Raw genomic sequence first — 21,278 nt, forward strand, 5'->3', positions numbered from 1 at the left:
GATACAAAAAGTTTACTTTTACATCAAAACATATATATATTAAACCGTACAGAAGGTCTTTAAGCATTATCCAGAGGGGAGCTTTATGGATATTGGAAATATGTCGTCCTGCAACGTCAGGGGTTCTAGCCTGTCGAAAAAAACGATAGGATTAACAGCTGTATTATGTTTATCTATGATACTTGGTGGTTGCGGTGACGACAATTCTTCTAGCGCTTCTGTGAACTTGAAAAACGCACCGATTGCAGAAGGCACGGTGCCCGCATTCTTGAAAAAAGGCGACAAGATTGCGCTCCTTTCGCCCTCCTACACAACACCCGATTCCACAATCCAAAAGACCGCAGACGTCCTCGAGGACTGGGGATTCAAGCCCGTCATCGGTAAGAGCGTCGGCAAGGTTGAAGCAGGCAAGTTAGCAGGCACCGCCGAAGAACGCGCCGAAGATTTTGAAAACGCACTCAAGGACACAAGCATCAAGGCGATCCTTTGCAATCGCGGTGGCTACGGCACTATCCAGCTTGTCGATTTGATTGACCCGCAACTTGTGAAAAAGAACCCGAAATGGGTTATCGGCTATAGCGACGTGACCACGTTACACGCCATGCAGACCAAGGCGGGCGTCATGAGCATCCACGGTACCATGAGTTCGAGCATTGCAAAGACCGAGGGCAAGGATGAAAATAGCACGCTCCTGCGCGACTTGCTCAAAGGCGAAGTCCCGACGTACAAAGTTCCTAAGCACAAATACAACCAGAAAGGCAAAGCCGAGGGTATTCTCGTAGGCGGCAACATGGCAACATTTGTGCCACTCATCGGCGCTAGCGACATCGACGTTTTCCAGAATGACGGCATCATCCTCTTTATGGAAGAAATCGGCGAGAACTTGCGCAACATCGACCGCATGTTCCATTCCATTGAACTTCACGGCGTGATGGAGAACGTTAGAGGCGTTATCCTTGGTGAATTTGTAAGCTCCGGAACAGACCTCGATTACGAAAGCACCGAAGCGATGCTCTCCAAGTATTTGAAGGAATACGACATCCCCGTGATTTGCGGATTCCCTGCCGGGCACGACGATATCAACGTTCCAATCATCATGGGTTCCAAAGTGAAAATGGAAGTGACTAGCGATGGGGCTACAGTTTCCTTTGACATCAAGGGCGAAAAGAAGACAGTCGACACAGACAAGCTTACAACACCACAATCGCTCCCCAAAGCATTGCTGAAAATGATGGCGGGCAAGTCATTTGATGTTGAAGAATAAGTTTTGAGGTATTTTTATGTTTTGCAAAAAGCATGTCATTGCAAACTTGCTTGGATGTACGGCGACAGCTTTTTTCTTTGCCGCTTGCGGCGACGATTCTTCGAGCGGGCCATCGTCTGAAGATTCCGCCATCCAAAAAATGTCCATCCGCGAAAAGGTCGGACAGATGTTCTTTGTGCGCCCCGAAGCATTGGACACAAGCATCCATTGGAACGAATACGCTGAGCTCCCCGATTACAAGCTTGAACAGGTCAACAAGACCATGTTAGCGGTTAATAAAGATTATCCTATCGGCGGTATGATTCTTTATGCACACAACATTGTCGATGAAATCCAGCTCAAAAAATTCATTGATGAAATTAGAGAACTGAAAGGCTCGCCGCTCCTTGCGATTGACGAAGAAGGCGGTCGCGTGGCGCGCATTGCCAACAACGAAAATTTCGATGTGCCTAAATACGAAAGCATGGCCGCCATCGCAGAAAGCGATGACCCGGAAGAGGCTTACAAAGCCGCATTCACTATCGGGAGTTACGTCAAGAAATACGGTTTCGATATTGACTACGCTCCTGTTGCGGACGTGAACACGAATCCAGACAACATCGTTATCGGTCCGCGAGCATTCTCGGATGACCCGGAGACAGCCGCCAAATTTGTGGTAAGCTATTTGAATGGTCTTGAATCGGCAGGCGTCATCGGCACGCTCAAGCATTTCCCTGGGCATGGCGATGTAAGCACGGACACGCATTACGGCTACGCTTCAACGGACAAGACCTGGGATGAAATGCTCAAATGCGAAATGATCCCGTTCAAGGCGGGCATCAAGGCAGGCGCCCAAATGATTATGACCGCCCACATTGCCGCCCCAAACGTTTCTGGCGACGATTTACCGGCAACGTTATCATCGGTTATTTTGCAGGATAAGCTCCGCGGCGAGCTCGGTTTCGATGGCGTTATCGTGACTGACGCCATGGACATGGGCGCCATCACCAAGCAATTCAGCAATACCGAAGCGGCTGTCAAGTCCATCCAGGCGGGCGTCGATGTGGTGCTATGTTCCAGGGAATTTACGCAGGTTTTCGACGCCGTTGTCAAGGCGGTCGAAAAAGGCGAAATCAAGGAATCGCGCATCGACGAAAGCGTCAAGCGAATTTTAAAACTAAAACAAAAAAACTAACAAGGAGTTGATTATGAATTTCAAAAACAAATACACTGCATTGATATTCGCGTCAATGTCCGTTTTCTATGCTTGCGGAGACGATTCTTCGAGCGAATCTTCAAGCAATGCCCCTGATACTAAAACAGATTTAGTATCCTGTTACGTCTACAATGTTGTCGATGAAGAAAATGACGAAATCGACGAATCCTGCGTCGAAGTCGAAAAAGGCTCTTCATTCGAAAAAAGCATCAAACAAATGTGCGACGATATAAACGCAGACATTATCGATGGAGCAAAAGACAAGGCTGAATACGGGGACGGGTGTAGTACAAAGAACGTCCTCTACACTTGCGATGACGAAAATGCAAAGGAAAAATTCACCTACATCTATTACACGCTCGACGAAGACCGAAAAGCTTTAATCGTCAAAGGCAATGACAAAGCCACGTGTAAAAAGCTCATCGAATTCGAACAGCAGGAAATTGAAGACGATCCTTACGACTTCGAAGAATCTGACTCGAACCCAGATGATGAATAAAACGCTATGAAATACAAAAAGAAGCTGCGGGTGCGGCTTCTTTTTTAAATGGCGATCCCGTCCCCATACGCGGATCATGACCACGTAAGCGCTGAAGCGCTAAGTGGTCAAAGAAAACAAGTCCGGGATGACATCGCACGGCGGGAAAGCCCGCGCATTTCAATTACTTCACGATTTCAGCGTCCTTGACGTTCTTGCCCTTGAGCTTGGAAGAAGCGGCGGGCTTGTTGCCGTTAACCGGAGGGAACTTGCTGTAAATGTACTTGTACTGAGCAATGCTCCAGATGTTACCGATAATCCAGTAGAGCACGAGACCAGACGGCATCACGGCGCTGAACAAGAGCATCATGGCAGGCATCATCCACACCATCATCTTCTGCTGTGCAGGATCCATGCCGGCGTTGGAGCTCATCGTCACCTTGGTCTGGAAATAGGTCGTTGCCACCATGAGCCACGGGAGGATGGCAAGGCCAGACGGCATGATGATAGGAATGCTGATACCGTTCCAGACAACGTCACTGCGGCTGAGGTCAGAGATCCAGAGGAATGCCGGAGCGCCACGGAGTTCGATTGCACGGCCAAGCACAAAGAAGAGGCCCATGAAAATCGGCATCTGGATGAGCATCGGGAGGCAGCCACCCGTGCAGCTTGCGAGCGGGTTGATGTTGTTCTTGCTGTAGAGTTCCATCATAGCGGCCTGCTTCTTCTGCGGGTCGGTACGGTACTTCACGTTGATTTCATCGAGCTGCGGCTTGAGAGCGGCCATGCCACGCGTAGACTTGATCTGCTTCACGGTGAACGGAGTCGTGATACCGCGAACGATGAGCGTCACGAGGATAATAGCAATACCGTAGTTCGGAATAATGCTGTAGAAGAGGTTCAAGAGCTTGAGGAGCATCTTGCAAATCCAGACGAACCAGACGTCTGCACCGCACCAGCTCCAGCCACTCACGATAATCTTTTCGTAGTCCTTGTTGAGAGCGGAGAGTTCATCCCACTTGAGCGGGAGAATCATCAAGTCGTAGCTGAGGGACTGAGCACCGCGGAAATCGTCGGCAATCGTAAGCTTGTACGTACCCGGATCGACTTCGCTATCTTCAACCTTCATCGGCTTTGTCTTGAGCACAGCCGGAACAGCTTCGTCGAACTGGACCGTCATAGCCACGTACTTGCGGCGAAGACCGGCCCAAATAACCTTGCCTTCAGTAGCATTGAAAGAAGTCTGTTCGCGCGGCATTTCGCGTTCCACAGAATAGCGGTCATTGAAAACGACTTCGCTGAAGTAGTAGGTGCCACCACCGCCGATGCCCATGAAGCCTTTGGACTTCGGAATATCTTCAGTTTCCTTGAGACCGCCCTTCCATGCGAGTTCGTAGGCATTCGGCTGGAAGCCGATAAACTTGTTTTCTTGACGGACTGCCGGACCTTCCTTGGTGAAGCCATAAGAACGGATGACCTGGTTGCCGTTTGCGTCCTGGAATGCGAACTGTACCTTTGCACTGTCGTTCACGACAATCTTTGCAGGCGTGTTACCGAGTTCAAACATCGCTTCGCTCAAGTCAGCGTTGTCGAGCTTCAAGTCAAAGGCGCCAAGCGTCGTATCCTGGATGAGTTCCGGGAACTTGCCGGTAGAATCCGGAAGAGCCTTCACGATAACACTCTTGACCTTAGCACCCTTGTTGGTGAGGGTCATGATGAACTTGTCGGTTTCGACCGTCACGGAGCGTTCTGCAATTTCAGCCTTCGGAGCAACCGGAGCTGCGCTATCGTTTGCCACAGCCGTAGCGGCAGCGTTTTCTGTACCGCCCAAGACCGGTGCAGCCTTGATTTCTGGAGTCTTGCTCGGAATCACGAGCGACTTTGCAGAATCTGCAGCGACCTGCTTTTCGGTTTTAGCCTTAGCCTGTGCGGCACGGGCTGCAGCCTGCGCCTCGGCATTTGCATTATTGACAGCCATCCACCAAATCACGATGACCGCGATAAGGATGGAACCAATGAGTGTATTCTTGTTCATTTTTTATCCTTAGGGAGCGGAACGGGATCATATCCGCCCTTGCAGAAGGGGTTGCATCTTAAGACTCTAAAAACCGCAAGATAGAAACCTTTGATGGGCCCGTGGAGGCGTAAAGCTTCAATTGCGTAGTTTGAACACGTAGGCTGGAATCTACAGACCCCATGAAAAAAATAGGGGTGTACCAGTTGGTATAGACGGATGGGGGCAATCAAAGCCGCCACCAGAGCATTTTTAAGCTTCTGCCACATCCGGTTGCTTGTCCCATTCCATCTTGTGGAAAATTTTCTGGGCGGACTCGCGGAAACGTTCAGAGGACATTTCCTTGGAATTGTCGCTCACGATAATCATTGCCCAGACGGGCTTTTTGATATTCGGGACAATACCATAAAACAGTGGACGTAGGATCCTACGGCACTTATTGCGATACACGGCATTTCCGTTCTTCTTCTTGGCTAAGAAGCAGAAACGACAAAAACCGTCCGGAGCTTCAATCCATCGCATGCTAAAAGCAGGTGCGCGGAGGAACTTCCCTTGGACGGCTACTTGCCGGTAAGCGGGCTGATTGGGCAGCCGATAAGAACGCAGAGTGGCTATAAGCCAGCCCCGACTTACTTCTTATAGATTTCGTCGCTGACGGTGAGGACCTTACGGCCCTTAGCACGGCGACGGCTCAAGACAGCACGACCCCAACGGTCTTCCATACGGGCCATAAAACCGTGCTTGTTAACGCGCTTACGATTGTGAGGCTGGAATGTTCTTTTCATGATAAAAACCTTTCTATGAAAACAGAATTTTTTTGAGACTCAAATTTAGTAAAATGTCGGTATTTATCAAGGGGTTACAACCGACCTAAAGGGTAATTTTTCACCCTTAACGGGACTCAAACAAAAAGCATTCAGCAAGAGCACAATGTATTAACAATATATAAACAGATATTTTTTAGGGTGGTCAGTGGTCAATAGCCATTAGCCATTAGCAGAATAACCAACAACCAGCAACTATTGACCAACAACTAATGACTAACAGCCAACAACCAACAATTCCTTTTATATCTTTTACTTATATAATAGAATATAGCGTAAAAGCAGGATTTTATGGAACTCACTCCGCTTGATATTAGAAACCAGACATTTCATAAGAAATCTTTTAAGGGGTACGATCCGGAAGAGGTGAAGGCTTTTCTGGAGACAACGGCGACCGCGTTTGAAAACATGTTCCGCGACCGCACGAACCTGACCGAACGCCTGAAAGTCGCCGAAGAACGCGTGAACTACTACCGCCAAATCGAAAAGACGATTCAGGACGCCGTTGTGACGATGCAGCGTACGATTAACGAGGTGAAGGCATCCGCAGAGAAGGAGGCGGAAATCATCATCGCCGAAGCAAAGGCACGTGCCATGCGCGAAGTCGAAAGCATCAAGCGCGAAAGCGAAAACCTCCGCACCGAAATCGAGCAGCTCCGCCAGCTCCGCACCAATTACTTCATCCGCTGCCGTGCGCTCATCCATAGCCAGGACGAACTCCTCTCCGCGATGGAAAACGACCAGCAGAGAGAATTCGAGGCGCCAGCTACGATACAGAACGACGGCATCGCCCTTACCTAGTGCACCATGAGAATCAACATCAAGGTACACGCGCGCAGCAAGCGAGAGAGCGTCACACCTCAGCCCGACGGGAGCTACAAGGTTGAGGTCAAGGCGCCACCAGTCGACGGAGCCGCGAACGAGGCAATTTGCGAGCTGATAGCCGATTACTTCCACGTCCACAAACGAGATGTTTCGGTTGTCATGGGATCGACAAACAACAAAAAGGTCATCGAAATAATGGGGAAATAGATGAAACGTCGATTTAGGGCTACAATACAGACAAGAGTATTGATACTTGCACTTTCGGGACTTGTCCTCTGTGCATTTGCATTCGGAAAGCTCTGCCTGCATACCACAGACAAAGTCGTCCACGAAAGTACCGAGAAGCACCTACACAATCTGACGAGCATTGAAACCATTAAAATCAACAACAGGCTAAAAAACGTCGAGCAGTACGTCAATACGTTGAACATCGCTGTGATGGGCATGCTCGACAGTCTCGAACAACTGACTGACTCTACACACCTCGAAGAATTTACCGAAAAGAGCCGCGAGCTCATCCGCCTGACCATCGGCAATACAGATAAAGCCGTTGCCGCCTATTTGCGATTCAACCCCAAGTTCACGCCCCCGACTTCGGGCATTTTCATGGCAAAGACATCGCGGGACCACGAGCTCAAATTCCTCGAGCCGACCGATTTTTCAAAATACAATCCAGATGATATCGAGCATGTCGGCTGGTATTACGTTCCCATCAGGACAAAGCAGCCTACATGGATGATGCCCTACCTCAACAAGAACATCGGCATCTACATGATTTCGTACGTCATTCCTTTGTTTAAATTCAACACGGAAATTGGCGTTATCGGCGTCGACATTGACTTCGATTACCTCACCCGCGAAATAGCCGCCATCAAACTCTTCGACAACGACTACGCATACCTCGCCGACAAGAGCGGCAACATTCTTTTTCATCCTAGCATCCCGAATGGACACAAGTTCACATTACCCGAGAACAGCCTCCTCATACACAACAAGCTTGAGAACGGCATGGACTTGACATTCGTCATACCGAAATCTTCGATTACGGCAAACAGGGACAACCTTATCAAGAACCTGATTCTCATCACGATGCTTATTTTAGTAGCCTTCATTTTTGCATCGCTCATTTTTGCAAATTCAATTACGAAGTCGCTCAAGCAACTCACGGACTACGCCAACAGGCTCATCGACGGAACAATGAGCGCCACGCTAAACATTACCAGGAACGACGAAATCGGCGACCTCGCCAAGAGCTTTGTCAACGCAAAAGTTCGACTTGCAGAGACCATGGGACACATCAAGGGACTTGCATTCAGGGACCCGATCACCAGCGTCCGCAACCGCAACTCATTCGACCACTACATCAACGAATTCAGTATCAAGGCGTCTGCAGGCGAAATAAAAACTTACGGAATCCTCGTCGCAAGCGTAGACAATTTATTCAAAATCAAAAATAAATTTGGGAATTCGAGGGCAATCTCTTTGCTGCAGGCATCAAGCAAGATTATCTGCACAACGTTCGATCACAGCCCCGTATTCAGAGTCAACGAAGACGAATTTATAGTCATCCTCATGAACAACGACTTGAAGGACTGCGAACGTCTGCAAGCAAAACTGGAAGAAGGCGTAAAGAAAACAGCCTCGGCAGAAAATCCGTGGGATTGCGTCAAGATTTCTATTGGCACCGCAATTTGCGAAGACTCGCAGTCGTCTTCTTTGTCGGAACAGCTCGCCATTGCTGAGAAAAACATGTTGAAATACCGAAACGATATTGAGTAAATTATTATGAGACTTTCGATCCAATCTAAAATTTTGATTCTTTCGTTATCAAGTACGCTCATCGGAACGCTTTCGCTTGGCGTTCTCAGCACATTGTTCATCAGCCGAACGACCCAGCGCAATTCCATGCAGTACTTGAAAGACCAGGCGAACAGCGAAGCTGCCAAGCTGAACAATCTATTCGAATCCCACGAAAAATACACGATGGCGACCGCAGCGGGCATTTATTCGCAAATCAAGGACGATTCGACATTTTTGACAGACCCCAAGAATCTTTCCAGAAACATAGACGGCATTAGGGAACGTCTCAAATCCACCATTTATAATCTTTCAAGCACCAAAAGTGTATTTGTCAGATTTAATCCCGACATTACCCATTCTAACGAAGGCGTTTACCTCGTTCGCAATGCTCCCGACGGAATGTTCGAAAATCATGCGACGACAAACATCAAGCAATACAGCCCCTCCGATGTAGAACATGTGGGATGGTATTACAAACCGATCATGACTGGAAGCCCCGTCTGGCTTCCGCCTTATTACAACAAGAACATCAACGCATACATTATTTCTTACGTCATCCCGATGTTCTTAGATAATAAGGAAATTGGCGTCGCCGGCATCGATATCGATTTTGACCAGCTGACCAAACAGCTTTCGCAAGTACACTTCATGCAAAGCGGTTTTGCATTCCTAGAAGACGCGGAAGGCGCAGTCGTTTACCACCCGACACTCCCTAACGGGCTCACGTTCAAGCCGGAGGAAGACCAGATCGAGTTGTCAAATTCTCTTTACAACGGGATGAACCTGATTACGGTGGCACCGATTCTTGAAATCAACGCCCAACGCGATAAGCACATCAGACAAAGTATCATTTTCATTTTATTACTCCTTGGCTTTACAACTGCCATTACCATATTCTTCTCAAGGAGCATTACCAAGCCGCTCAAGGAGCTTACGACAGAAGCAAAGAAGATGATTACAGGCGACATGAACGCAGAATTCAACATTCGCCAGAACGATGAAATCGGAGAGCTCGCCAAGAGTTTTGCAGCGGCGAAATTCCACATCATCCAGCACATGAAGCAGATGCAGGGGCTAGCCTTCCAGGATTCGCTCACAGGCGTACGCAACAAGATGGCTTACGACAATTACATTGCCGAGCTCAAAAGTCGCATTGAAAGCGGCGAGATAAAGTCGTACGGTATCGCCATCCTTGACACGAACAACCTCAAGGAAATCAACGATACGTACGGTCACGAAAACGGGAATGCCTACCTTATAAATTCTTGCAAGCTGATTTGCCAAATTTTCACACACAGCCCCGTCTTTAGAATTGGCGGTGACGAATTCCTAGTCGTCCTTACCGGCAGGGATTTAGACAACCACCACGAGCTTATGAGCCAGCTTAAAGAAAGCATGGACTTGACCAAGAATGCCTCATTCCCGTGGAAGCAAATTTCGATTGCATGTGGTCTTGCAATTGCATCTTACGCCAAGGCAACGACAATCGCAGACACGTTCAACAAGGCAGACAAGAACATGTACATCAACAAGCGCGAAATCAAAATCGCAGAACACAGACCGCTTAGCCGCGATGAAGAAATGCACGAAGAGAAACACGCCGCAAACGAAGCCCAGGAACCGGGAACAACTGACGAAAACGCATAACGAGATGCGCCAACAAAACGCCGCGAGTGTTGCGAGATGTCGCGGGATGCGCCGCAAAATATGCGCAAGAAGCGTCGCAGACTAGGTCTTGTTTTTGTATTCCTTGGGCGAGCAGCCGGTGTATTCCTTGAACGCTTGTGCAAACTTGCTGGAGTTTGTATAGCCCACACGGCTTGCGACTTCGGCGACATTGAATTTGCCATCTAGCAAAAGCTGGGTGGCTTTTTTCATGCGGTACGTTTTGAGGTACGAATAAATGGCATCGCCGTACGCCAGCTTGAAATACTTTTTCATTTGCGTCGGGCTCATTTCAATTTGCTTGGAGAGCTGTTCGAGCGTCAAATGCTCTTCGACATTTTCGCGGAGGATTTCGCGCAGGAGTTCCATCTTGCTCTTGTACGCGCTCGGGATTTGCGCCGCCGTTTCGTACTTGGCTTCGGAATCAAGGCGGCTCAAGAAGAGGATGAGTTCGAGCACTTTGATTTTGAAATACGGCAAGCGGATGTTTTTCGGGAGCCTGTAGAGTTCCGAGAAAATGTGGCTCACGTGCTCGCTAGACGGAAGCTTTAACGGGAGCGTCAGCGGCTGGATTTTTTGGACAAGTGCAGCGAAATCGACACCAACCGCCCTGAACATGTTTATGAGATCGCACTGGCAGCGTTCCATAGAAAACACAACAGAAATCCCGTGATAGCAATGCACCGGGAATTTAAACGTCTTGCTTGCCGGCATCTTGTCGAGCAAAACGAGGCCATTCTCTTCCATGGATTTCGGCATGGATTCCGAATTCAGCCATTCTGCGCTGCCGTTATGGCAATGGAGCACAATCAAGTTCTTGCCTTGATTCTCAAAATTGAAGGTAAATTCCTTGAGATGGAAATTGCAGTAGAAGACTTGCAGCCCAGGCAATACGTTATATGTTAGAAGGTGTCCCGTCCCGGTTTTATTTTGTAACATATAATGGGAAAAGAAATCTGTATTCTGGATTTGAATCAGATTCTTATCGGGTACGGGCTTTAACATAATCTCACTCTCTCAAAAATTAGACCGAACCAAGTATTTTAGTCAAAACCAATTTTATTAGGTTAATCTAACTTAGTCCAGTCTAAATTTAGGCAATTTTATTTAAAACGGCAAGTGACTTTTCTAGAAGAAATACTTACCTTTTACCCATATTTGCGTATTTTTCTTGTAAGTTTTAAACGTACCGCGCCTTCCGCCAAGCCAATCGCCTCCTAACGAAATCGTTATTTGGTCATTCAGGAGGTAATCTGCCGCCGGGCGCACATAGAAACCGACATTGTCGACATCGAACATCCCGTAAACAGAAAGTTTGAGTGTATTGTTCAAGACCTCTTTGGAGATACGCGCTGTAATCATGGACGTATTTTGGTCTGTACCAAGAATGCTTTGATAATCCATAATTACCTTGTGCATATACTGGAACATGAAAGTCCAGTTATCGCCAGCGTACCAATCAACACCTAGCAAAGCATTGAAAGTTTTTCGCAACCAGTAATCACGTAAATTGCTCAAGGCAATAGGTTCGCCAAAGTACGCCGCCACCTCGCCACGAATCACAAGTTCACCCGCCGGGATAGAGACATCACCACCGACAACATTCATCGGCTCGTACACACCCTTAATCACGGCAGATTTCGTTTCCGGATTGAAGCTCGCAATCGTGACAGGCGACTTGTTGAAAGTGCGCAGCGCCGTAAGCGAGAAATCGAGATTCTCCAGGAAGAAACGCAGACGTCCACCCACTTCGCTGTTCTTGAGACGCTTTTCAGGAGTACCGCTCAAGTCCATGCTCGTATTCGCAGGCAACGGCATCGTCCACGGATTATCCTCGCCCGAGGGCATCACAAAATACTCCGGAACCGGCACAAAGACGAGTTCGGCGGAGAAGCTTTCGCCAGGATACTTGAGGTTGATAGCATTCACAGGCACGCGAATGTCGTCGTAATCGTTCGCCATGAATTCCGTGTAGTCCATGGGCGAAATCAAGTCCGTAATGCGGAGCCCATCGGCAACGCCCCACGTGATAATTTGACGGCCCGCCTTGACTTCAAGGTATTTGCCGGCGTAGTCGAAATACGCTTCGCGAAGGAACGCACCCGACTGGTCTTTGATGAGGCTGTTGTACGCGAGATTGACACTCGAGAAAAGCGAAGCCTCGCCGTAATTCGCACGCATTTCAAGACGGAGGCGCGTCCGCGAAGACATAATCTTGTGCGGATGTTCCACCTGCAACGCATGATACGAGTCCACAAAGCCGTTCAGCTGCAGAGAAAGCTCGTCTTCCTGGGCGTGCGCGGACAAGGCGAATGCTGCGGACAATAACGCGAAAACCGTTTTTTTAAACATTTTTCCTCCTTAATGGGAGATGCCCTCCCGGAACGGAGTCCGGGATGACAAAGAGGCGGGCATGACAATCATACATTCACTGGATCCTATCGGGGCATCGCCCCTCCAGGATGACACAGGACTGTACAGTCTACTAACTACAACCCACGTTCCAACTTGTTCACAGAGAAGATCTTGGAATCGAGCTGGATGTTGTATTTCGGATCGAGGAAGAGGAGTTCCGTGGAGTGTCCCGTTTGCACGTTCTTCATTTCCATCTTGCCGACCGTCCAAAAACCGTCAACCTTCTTGATGTCCGAAGAAATCATCTGGCGATGGAGTTTGCCGAGCTTGTCGTAGAATTCGACCTTGGCGACGACATCGCAATCCTTGCGGATCCAGACGAGTTTCTTGGAGAAGATTTCGCCTTCCTTCTTGGGAGTCGATTCGACGACGTAGTAATCGAAACCGTCTGCCGATTCTTCGCGCAAGAGCTTGTGCGTATCTTCATCGACATTGCGCTTGCCGATATCATCGTAGGTGAAGTCGGAGCCCATGAAGTAATCGGTCTTGGAGCTCTTTCCGCTGATGCGGCGAGTTTTCTTCAAGGCGGGCAAGTAAAGCCACTTGTCGTCTTCCTTGTTGACATCGTCATAGTTCACGGTCAAGAATCCTGTGCCCTTCACATCGTTGGGGTACTGGAAGAACATGATGGTCTTGGTATCCACGCCCACATCCATCGCATAAGATGTAATCTTACGGACGCGGGTGTTACCGCTCTTGTTCACGAGCTTCATTTCCATCGAAGAAGAGCGCGTGTCGCCATCCGGGCGGTTCTTGACCTCGACCATGATGTCACGGGCATTCGTCTGAGCCATAGACATTGCACTGAGAGCGACAACGAGCGTCGCAGCAATTTTTGAAATTTTCATAATTTCCTCCTATTTTCCAAAAATTTTAAACTTCTTGATTAAAAGCGGTGTCACGAACAGGTCGGCGAGCAAAGCCGAGACAAGTCCCACAAACACCACAAAGCCAAAGTTGAACATCTGCGTGGCCTGCGAAGTCGTAAAGCCCGCAAATGTCGCCACCATGATAATCGTCGTCATCACAAGAGCAGGTCCTGCGGAGCGGAACACCTTGAGAATGGCATCCGTGTAATTTTTATTACGGTCAAATTCCACATGGCCATGGTTGATGAAATGGATCGTATCGTCTACGGAAAGGCCGATGATCATCGGGATAAGCGTTGCCGTCATCATGTCGAGCGGGATGTTGCTAAAGCCGAGATAACCACCCACGAAAATACCCGGAGCGATGTTCGGAATCATGCCGATGAGACCCGTGCGGACGCTGCCGAAGACAATCATCAAGAGCACCGCCACAATCACAACAGAAATGAGGAAGGACGTCATCTGACCCACTTCCAAGTACTGCTGCATAGCGGTAAACTGCGGCAAGTTACCCACAGCCGTTACCTTTGCATTCGGATAAAGTTCGCGTGCGAAATTCTGCAAATCCTCGATCTCCTTCTGGAGTTCGTTGGAGTTGTAGCTAGAAATTTCGACCATCAAGCGGAGCTTCTTGTAATCGTAATCCATCCAGTAGCTTGCTTCGGAACCACCGGCATTTTCGTACAAGAGCAAGAGCTGAGCCACCTGTTCTTCCGTTTCCGGGATGGCGTACATTTCCTGACGGTTTTCGTTCAAGGTGCGATCCAAATCCTTCAGTATGTCGAGAATGGAAGTGGAGCGTTTTGTCAGCGGATACTTTTGGGCGTGATCCTGCAGCTGTTCCAGCTTCTTGAGATTATCGACTTCCTTTGCCTTGTCGTTTTCGCCAAAGTCAATCACCAAGTCGTAAGAGTAGAAGCTACCGATTTCAGATTCGGCAACGTAGAGCATCTTGTTCACATATTCGACCTTGCGGCCCATCGTGCGTTCCACGTCAAAAGCGGGTTCCATCTTGGTGACGCCATAAATCGAAATTGCGGTAATCACAGCAAAAATAATGGCAATCGGCTTTCCGTGAGTCAGAACAAACTGACCGAGATTATTGAGGATGATGCCCATACGCGTATCACCCTTTTCAAGCACCTTGGCGTTCGGCTTTTTGTCCTTGCCAAAGCTTAGGAGAATCGGCGAAACTGTAAGAGCCACAAGGAGAATGAAGCCAACAGCGATAGAAGAGAGGATGCCCACGGAGCGGATAGGCTTAAGCATCACCGACAGAAACGACAGAAGTGCCACAATCGTTGTGAGTCCCGAGAACAGCACTGACCAGCCGGTTTCTTTCATGGCGTAAAGCACAGATTCCTTGCGCTTACCCGTGAGCATCATATTCTTGCGGAAGAAAGAATGGATATGAATGTTATACGCAATGGAGACGGCAAACGCCAAGATGACAGGTACCATGATGTTGGTCGCATCCATGTAAAGTCCGAGATAGCCGACCAAGCCAAAAGTCATGATAACGCCCGCGAACGTGGTAATCAGCGGAGAAACGATTCCGCGGAGCGAACGCGTCACAAGGAACATCACGATGATGGAGCAAAGAACCGTAATGAGGAAAATACGGCTCATTTCTTCGCCGATGTACTTGAGCTTCTGATGGCTCAAGTAAGGCATACCCGTTGCGAGAGGGTGCAGCGGAGCGTACTTTTCCTTGGCGATGATTTCAGAGGTTTCGCGGCCCGTCTTCATGTCCGGAGCTTCTGCTTTAACGCCCTTCGCTTCGCCTTCAGCCTTCCACACAGAATCTTCCGGGAACGGACGGAGCTTCACGTTAATAAAGGCCTGCTTGCGGTCTTTAGAGATGAGCTTTTTTGCAAGCTCCGGCTTTGCGGCGAGGCGCTTTTCGATTTCGGCAAGGCCCGCTGCATCTGTCGGGATTTCTTCCGGCACGATCTGCACGATTTCCATGCCTTCGTCCGTACCGAGCATGTATTCCAAATCGACAATCGATGTGGCCTTACCGTCAGAATACGAGAGGCTATCGCGCAACTCGTTCGAAAGCTCGCGCAAGAGCTTCAAGTTTTCCGGCGTCAAGACGGACTGTTCCGTTTCGACCATCACGCCTACGAAATAGTCATTGCCAAACGTTTCCTTGAACTTGTCCGTTTCGACAAGCATCGGGTCGCCTTCGATAAAGTAGCTATCCCATGATGCTTCGACGTAAATCTTTTTCATGCCCACGATAGAAATCGCAAGCAAGGCTATAAACGAAACAAGAAGCAAGGCCCTGTGCGAAATCAGGAACCTTGCGAAGTTTTCAAATTTTTCGTTCACCTTTTCGATATTTATTCGAATACGTGACATCTTCTCACTCCTTTTTTAATTCATTGACGAATTGTATGTTGTAAATCTTTTCCATCTGGAGAACATCCAAGACTTCTGCGACTTTTTCGTAAGGAGTCTTTTTGTCGATTTTCAAGGCGACCGGCGCTTTCTTGTTCTGCACGGCAGCGCTCTTGTTCTTCAAAATTTCAACCGTTGCCAATTCACCGTTGATGGCGATTTCCGATTCCGAAAGTTCTATAAAGAATCCTTCAGAAACTTCCTGCTTGACTTCGCTCGAAGTTTCAGGCAATAAAAGCTTGAGGACAGATTTGTCCTGCTTAAAGACAGACGTCACCAAGAAAAAGACAAGCAGCAAAAACACGCAGTCAATTAGTGGCGTCATGTCCAGCGATATGCGACGACGTCTTTTAGCCATTGCAAGACTCCGTTCTCTTTGCGTCACGTTCCTGCAAAGTCTTGCCCAAGTGCAAAAGCACCTGGTTTTCGACTTCGTCCTGTTCCTGTTCCATGCGGGCGTTCAGGTAGTTGAACGCAATCACGTGCGGGATAGCGACCACAAGCCCAAGGACCGTTGTCACGAGAGCAAACTTAATGCCCGTCGCAAAAGCGGATGGATCATCAAGGCCAGAGGCCGCTATCACCGTGAAAGCGTTGAAAATGCCCACCACCGTACCGAGGAGGCCAAGCATTGGAGAAATGGATGCGATATTTTCGACTGTCGTAAGGCCCTTCGTGAGCGGAGAGAATGCAAGGCCGATTTCAGTGCGGATACTTTCTGTAATGATGTGATGGTCGGTATTGCAGGTCACCACGCGATGGATAACTTTATCTGTCAAACGCGGCTGAACCGTTTTATTAAAGACAATTAGCGAAATCACCTTCCAGATAATGATGGCGTAACCGATAAAGTTCAGTGCAACCAGGATGTAGCCGATGTAACCGCCCTGTTTGACAAAGTCGAGAATGAAGTTCATTACGATCTCCCTGCATTAAGTTTGTACTGGATTGGAATTTCGATTCTCCAGCGTTCTTTTTCTAAAAGTTTTGGAATAGGTTGAAATTTGCCCATGTTGGCAACGGCTTCCAAGGCGCTATTGTCCAGCGACGAATAACGGCTTGATTCCGAAACTTCAATCTGTTCAATCTTGCCATCGGCGAGGATGGTAAACCGCACACGTACCGTGCCTTCCTGCTTTAGGCGCTTAGCCGTCGCAGGGTAATCCTTGATCTGTTCCAGTTGCTTTTTGAGCGAGCGCAAGTAAGTGCGGGTCACCATTTTTATAGAGTCTGCCGATGGTTTGGGCGGTTCCTTGACCACAGGGGGCGCAGGAGGCGCTTCAACAACAGGCTCCGCAACTGCAACCGGGGCCGTTTCTGTTACCGGTTCCGGGATTGGTTCCGGTTCTGGAGGCTGTTCTTCAACCGGTTTTTCTACAACCTTCGGGATAATTTTAGCACGAACGACCTTTTTCACGACCGGAGGCGCTTCTGGAGGCGGAGGGGGCGCGATATAGACCTTTTCCGCATGCATTACGGGGCTATCGGGGCGTTGCGTCGAGATTTCTTGTTTCTTGAAATACGGGTTTAAAAGTGTGGCGATATGGATAAGGATTGCAACGGCAAGCCCTATATAGAAGGCCTTGTTGAAAGACAAAGCTGAATAGATTCGTTTCTGAGTCATTTGAACCACACAATTGGACGGACAAAAATAAATCAGAACACCCCCTATATTCTACTCTAAACGGTTTAAAAAAGCTCCAATTAGACTAGGGTAACATTTTTAAAATTTCGAACAAAGCGAGATAAAAAAAATATGACGCACCGCATGAATCAACAATTGGCACGCCATACTTTTTCTTCTATGGGAGTCTGGATCAGAAGAGTAGGAGTTTTAAATCCTAAATTAATTAGTCCTTAATCGGAACGATGTAGTAAGCAGTTCCCGTCTTAACGCTCATTTCCTTTTTGACCTTGCCAGAAGCAATGTCGTAGCGGTAGATGGCACCACCCTTGCTGTCAGCATGGCCAAGCAAAACGCTCTTGCCATCGGCATCCAAGTGGATAGACGGAGCAAACCACGGAATCGTCGGGCTCAAGTCAAGCTTCTTGATGGTTTTCTTGTAAACATCAACCACCACAAAGTACCATTCATAGTTATTGAAGTTCGTCGGATCTTCAAAATTACCAAAGAAGCCCATGAACTTACCGTCACCCATATAGGTTCCGCCAACCATCAAATGATTGTCGTTCGTCTTCTTGCCATCGTATTCAGCTTCATTCATGCGGAAAATCCAATCCTTGTCAAATTCGGATTCACCCTTCTTAATGCGTATCCAACCTTCCTTATAGCCTTCAACAAAGCCGTAAGAAGCATTGGAATAGAAGTAGACATCGCCCTTTTCATCAACAAAGGAAGCCGTGCCGTTCATATCGTCCATGCCACCGACAGCAGAAACCTTGTCACTATAGACAACCTTCTCAACCTTGTCGGTCTTGGTGTTAATAATGGCAACGGATGCACGCGGGCCAGCAATCATGTTTGTAAAATCAACAAACTGGTTCAAGCAAACATACATCTTGTCTCCGCTAATCACAGCAGAACCCGGAACCGTACTCAAAGCACCGCTTTCTTCATCGATGTAGCTAGAAAGATCAATATTTGCAGTTTCCTTGAGAGTCGTCGGATCCAAAGCGGTAATCACATCACCCAAAGCCTGTTCGACATACATCTTGTTCTTGTCGACAAACTTCATTGCAATAGACTGCGTTCCCGTGAACTTAGCCGTAGCAGAAGCTTTGTCAGCCATCTTGCCATCCTTAACTTCATAGCGGGAAAGAGTGCTGTTCATGGCATTGTCAGCAGCGAGCACATAGACAGAGCCATTAAAATACATGACAGAACCAGAATTCGTTGCTTCGACAAAATTCTTGACAACCTTGGACTGGTCATCAGAAAGCGAAGCAATACCCACATACTGAGAAGTTTCCATCATGAAAGAAAGAACGTACTTCTGATCTTCAGATTTCTTTTCTTCTTTAGAAGAGCTGCTAGACTTAGCCGAAGAGGAACTCTTTGCAGACGAAGATGAACTCTTGTTTTCTTTCTTGACAGAAGAAGAGCTCTTTGCCGTCTTTTCTGAAGACGAAGAGCTTTTCGGTTCATCAGCCGGAGCATTGGAACCAGAATCATCGCCGCAACCAGCAAGCATCAAGCCGAGTGCAGCTGTAAGAATAAGGGACTTGTAGAATTTCATTTTTATTCCTTTTTGTTATTTGTTAAATCTTTCGTCTTGTCATGCCTGCGGGCATTCCATTAAAGCGAGAACTTCACCTTCGTCGCAAAAGCGCGACCTGGCTTAGATTCTCCGTACTTGTCATAGACAAGTTCATCCGTAAAATTCTTGACTTCAAAACTCCAAGAGAGCTTATTTGCCATAATGGAGTATTCAACACCTAAATCTTGCGAGAACGAACTCGGGATCGTGCGATCTTGTTTTGCCGAAACTTTCCAGCCGTAATAATATTCATCCGTATAATTTGCATACCAATAAAGTTTGAAGAAGTCATCGCGGAAGAACAAATCACCAATATGGAATTCTGCTCCAAAATTCATATAGAACGTCGGCGTATTCGGAACAGTAAGACCTTTCGCAATACCAAACGACATATCCGCTTCGCGGCTTTCTGCATCCTGCTTTGTCAAGTTAAACGAGAGCGCAACATATTCGTTCACATCAATCGCAGCGTCAATTTCAAATCCTGAAGTTATCGTACCGACGCTATTATAATACGGGCGCGGAATAGAGGCGTAATTATTCCAATAAATTCGATTATCCATCAGCAAATAGAACCAGTTGAATTCCAAGTGCATTTTAAGCAAAAGAGGAATCTTATCCAAATCAAGTTCTGCACCGGCAGTAAAATTATCCGATTTTTCAGGTTTCAAATTCGGAGCACACTGCACATACATTCCATCGCCAAAAATTTCTTCACGAGTCGGGAAACGCAAGCTATGCTGGTATCCACCTTTAATAGCAAACGGTTCAAAAATCTTGACACGTAAGTTTTCGCTATAGCCAACATCCTTATTTGTGGCATCGTCATCCGTTAAACGTTTCAGTTTTCCGTCAACATTATCGGCAGTAATGGAGTAATAATATACCTTGAATCCCGCCACATTCTGGATTCGCTTATTCCAGAAATTATTTTCAGAAGAAAGACCAACCACCAACGAATTGCTATTTCCAGGGAATCCCGCATTATTCAGGAGTTGTCCCTTAGCAGCCAACTTGTCTTTCGGATCCTGCGATTCATAGCGATAAAGGCCGCTAAGCAAAAGAGAATGATTGTCATTGAAATCGTAACCGATATTCCAAGGCATCGTCAACGTATAATTTTTGCGTTCAACATAAGTTGCACTGCCCATGGACATTTCACCGGAAGAACGTTTCATCTCCTTGTAATTATTCTTATCCCATCCAAAGTAATACACATGGCTTGTGTCAACGACACGATCCTTGCTGTAATTAAAACCGACAGACAATCCAGCAGAAAGGCCCTTCACAAAAAGATCATTCTTTTGAAGTCCTAAAGAAACGCCATAGCCCCATGCCTCAGCAAACGCATCTTCAACACGATGCGCCGTTGACTGAATTTCTTTATTCATTCCACCAAAGCTTGCGCCCAACGAAATACGGTCAAACCAAAAACGGTTCAAGTTCACAAACGGAGCAATGCTATAACTGTAATAACGATCGTGTTCACGCGTCACCGTCGTATCCATATACGGCGTGGTAAATTCGTAATCGTTATCGGAATAGTTGTAATAAGCCGAAATGCCCGTTTCTACAGAGCGCTGATTTGCAGAATCGACCGCCCAAACATATTTCGCATCCAACGAAGCCTTATGTGTATTGAAACTTCCGAATGAATAAGAACCTGTAATGGAACTTTCGGGCAAGTTATGCGTCACGATATTGATGACACCGCCCATGCCATCCGTCGCAAAGCGTTCCGGCACATAGCTCTTATAAACTTCAATGCGATCAATTTTATCTATCGGGATATCATTTACAGACAGGCTTCCGTTACCATTATCAACAGGCACACCATCGACAAGGACTTTTACGTTTTCGCCTTCCATGCCGCGAATATTGATTTTACTTTCGCTGCCAAGACCACCTGATTGACGAACCTTCACGCCACTTGAGCGATTTGTTGCATCGGCAATTGTTGCACTGGAGCCTTGCAATTCCTTTGCATCCAAAACTTTGACGGATTCTGCTTTCGTTTTTGTATCGACAGGAGTAGCTTCCGCTTCGCTTTCATCCTCGACAGACAAACCATCAAGAATCGTAACATCAGAGGGCTTTGAGGAATTCTTGGAAGGCGTTTCTGCAGCACCTTCAGTTTTCACTGCAGTTGGAGCAGGCGTTTCGCTCACTGCCGCGGGTTCATCAAAAAATGCATCATCATAGCTTGTAACTTCATCGTTCTGCGCAATCGCACAAGCAGAACACAACGCAACAGAGAACGCAATTTTCTTTTTCATTTTTGAATGCCCCAATTCCAACATGGACGAGT

General features: G+C 47.6%; 20 protein-coding genes. 7 read left to right on the forward strand and 13 right to left on the reverse strand.

The annotated features are described in order from the left end of the window. Positions 1–175 precede the first annotated feature (175 nt). The 3 genes from BUC30_RS04975 to BUC30_RS04985 are packed head-to-tail and all read left to right on the forward strand — an operon-like array spanning position 176 to position 2,958. On the forward strand, positions 176–1,264 hold the full coding sequence (locus tag BUC30_RS04975) for a S66 peptidase family protein (protein ID WP_244536483.1): 1,089 nt from the start codon (positions 176–178) through the stop codon (positions 1,262–1,264). A 16-nt stretch (positions 1,265–1,280) separates the two neighbouring features. Then, entirely contained in the window at positions 1,281–2,438 is a 1,158-nt protein-coding gene (nagZ, locus tag BUC30_RS04980) for a beta-N-acetylhexosaminidase (RefSeq protein ID WP_073423799.1), read from the forward strand. Between the two features lie 13 nt (positions 2,439–2,451). Then, a complete protein-coding gene (locus BUC30_RS04985) occupies positions 2,452–2,958 on the forward strand; it encodes a hypothetical protein (protein ID WP_073423800.1) in 507 nt (168 codons plus the stop codon). Positions 2,959–3,121: 163 nt separating this feature from the next. Here BUC30_RS04985 and BUC30_RS04990 read toward each other — a convergent pair whose 3' ends face one another. From BUC30_RS04990 to rpmH, 4 genes are read right to left on the reverse strand one after another with little or no spacing between them, the layout of a single operon-like run. After that, on the reverse strand, positions 3,122–4,972 hold the full coding sequence (locus BUC30_RS04990) for a YidC/Oxa1 family insertase periplasmic-domain containing protein (RefSeq protein ID WP_073423801.1): 1,851 nt from the start codon (positions 4,970–4,972) through the stop codon (positions 3,122–3,124). After that, positions 4,969–5,220, reverse strand: a complete 252-nt coding sequence (yidD, locus tag BUC30_RS04995) for a membrane protein insertion efficiency factor YidD (RefSeq protein ID WP_014546419.1) — start codon at positions 5,218–5,220, stop codon at positions 4,969–4,971. Before yidD ends, BUC30_RS04990 begins: the two co-directional genes overlap by 4 nt. Beyond that, the gene (locus tag BUC30_RS05000) at positions 5,204–5,566 is read right to left on the reverse strand and encodes a ribonuclease P protein component (RefSeq protein ID WP_348536613.1); all 363 of its coding nucleotides are present in this window, start codon (positions 5,564–5,566) and stop codon (positions 5,204–5,206) included. Before BUC30_RS05000 ends, yidD begins: the two co-directional genes overlap by 17 nt. 14 nt (positions 5,567–5,580) lie before the next feature. Continuing rightward, positions 5,581–5,736: a 50S ribosomal protein L34 gene (gene rpmH / locus BUC30_RS05005; protein ID WP_014546417.1), complete on the reverse strand. Its 156-nt coding sequence runs from the start codon at positions 5,734–5,736 to the stop codon at positions 5,581–5,583. 330 nt (positions 5,737–6,066) lie between these two features. Here rpmH and BUC30_RS05010 point away from each other — a divergent pair, with 330 nt between their 5' ends. From BUC30_RS05010 to BUC30_RS05025, 4 genes are read left to right on the forward strand one after another with little or no spacing between them, the layout of a single operon-like run. Further along, positions 6,067–6,576, forward strand: a complete 510-nt coding sequence (locus BUC30_RS05010) for a DivIVA domain-containing protein (protein ID WP_014546416.1) — start codon at positions 6,067–6,069, stop codon at positions 6,574–6,576. A gap of 6 nt (positions 6,577–6,582) precedes the next feature. Then, entirely contained in the window at positions 6,583–6,807 is a 225-nt protein-coding gene (locus tag BUC30_RS05015) for a DUF167 domain-containing protein (RefSeq protein WP_073423803.1), read from the forward strand. Positions 6,808–6,846: 39 nt separating this feature from the next. Continuing rightward, positions 6,847–8,379 carry a diguanylate cyclase domain-containing protein gene (locus BUC30_RS05020; RefSeq protein ID WP_244536484.1) on the forward strand — a complete coding sequence of 511 codons (1,533 nt, stop codon included), beginning with the start codon at positions 6,847–6,849 and terminating at the stop codon, positions 8,377–8,379. A gap of 6 nt (positions 8,380–8,385) precedes the next feature. Beyond that, the gene (locus tag BUC30_RS05025) at positions 8,386–10,047 is read left to right on the forward strand and encodes a sensor domain-containing diguanylate cyclase (protein ID WP_073423805.1); all 1,662 of its coding nucleotides are present in this window, start codon (positions 8,386–8,388) and stop codon (positions 10,045–10,047) included. 81 nt (positions 10,048–10,128) lie between these two features. Here the strand turns inward: BUC30_RS05025 and BUC30_RS05030 are convergent, their stop codons facing one another. The 9 genes from BUC30_RS05030 to BUC30_RS05070 form a co-directional block, all read right to left on the reverse strand. Further along, complete coding sequence (locus BUC30_RS05030; protein WP_073423806.1) at positions 10,129–11,070, reverse strand: helix-turn-helix domain-containing protein; 942 nt, start codon at positions 11,068–11,070, stop codon at positions 10,129–10,131. Positions 11,071–11,193: 123 nt separating this feature from the next. Continuing rightward, entirely contained in the window at positions 11,194–12,417 is a 1,224-nt protein-coding gene (locus BUC30_RS05035; RefSeq protein ID WP_073423807.1) for a DUF1302 family protein, read from the reverse strand. A 137-nt stretch (positions 12,418–12,554) separates the two neighbouring features. Continuing rightward, positions 12,555–13,328, reverse strand: a complete 774-nt coding sequence (locus BUC30_RS05040; RefSeq protein WP_073423808.1) for an outer membrane lipoprotein-sorting protein — start codon at positions 13,326–13,328, stop codon at positions 12,555–12,557. 9 nt (positions 13,329–13,337) lie between these two features. After that, complete coding sequence (locus tag BUC30_RS05045; RefSeq protein WP_083555504.1) at positions 13,338–15,713, reverse strand: efflux RND transporter permease subunit; 2,376 nt, start codon at positions 15,711–15,713, stop codon at positions 13,338–13,340. Between the two features lie 4 nt (positions 15,714–15,717). Further along, complete coding sequence (locus BUC30_RS05050; protein ID WP_073423809.1) at positions 15,718–16,110, reverse strand: ExbD/TolR family protein; 393 nt, start codon at positions 16,108–16,110, stop codon at positions 15,718–15,720. Then, positions 16,103–16,669, reverse strand: a complete 567-nt coding sequence (locus tag BUC30_RS05055; protein WP_073423810.1) for a MotA/TolQ/ExbB proton channel family protein — start codon at positions 16,667–16,669, stop codon at positions 16,103–16,105. The genes BUC30_RS05050 and BUC30_RS05055 overlap by 8 nt, the downstream gene beginning before the upstream one ends. Next, entirely contained in the window at positions 16,669–17,376 is a 708-nt protein-coding gene (locus tag BUC30_RS05060) for an energy transducer TonB (protein WP_072827996.1), read from the reverse strand. Before BUC30_RS05060 ends, BUC30_RS05055 begins: the two co-directional genes overlap by 1 nt. A gap of 226 nt (positions 17,377–17,602) precedes the next feature. Then, entirely contained in the window at positions 17,603–18,949 is a 1,347-nt protein-coding gene (locus BUC30_RS05065) for a hypothetical protein (RefSeq protein ID WP_073423811.1), read from the reverse strand. 59 nt (positions 18,950–19,008) lie between these two features. Next, positions 19,009–21,246, reverse strand: a complete 2,238-nt coding sequence (locus BUC30_RS05070; protein ID WP_073423934.1) for a TonB-dependent receptor — start codon at positions 21,244–21,246, stop codon at positions 19,009–19,011. Positions 21,247–21,278 lie beyond the last annotated feature (32 nt).

The organism is Fibrobacter sp. UWB7 (assembly GCF_900142945.1).
GTDB lineage: Bacteria > Fibrobacterota > Fibrobacteria > Fibrobacterales > Fibrobacteraceae > Fibrobacter.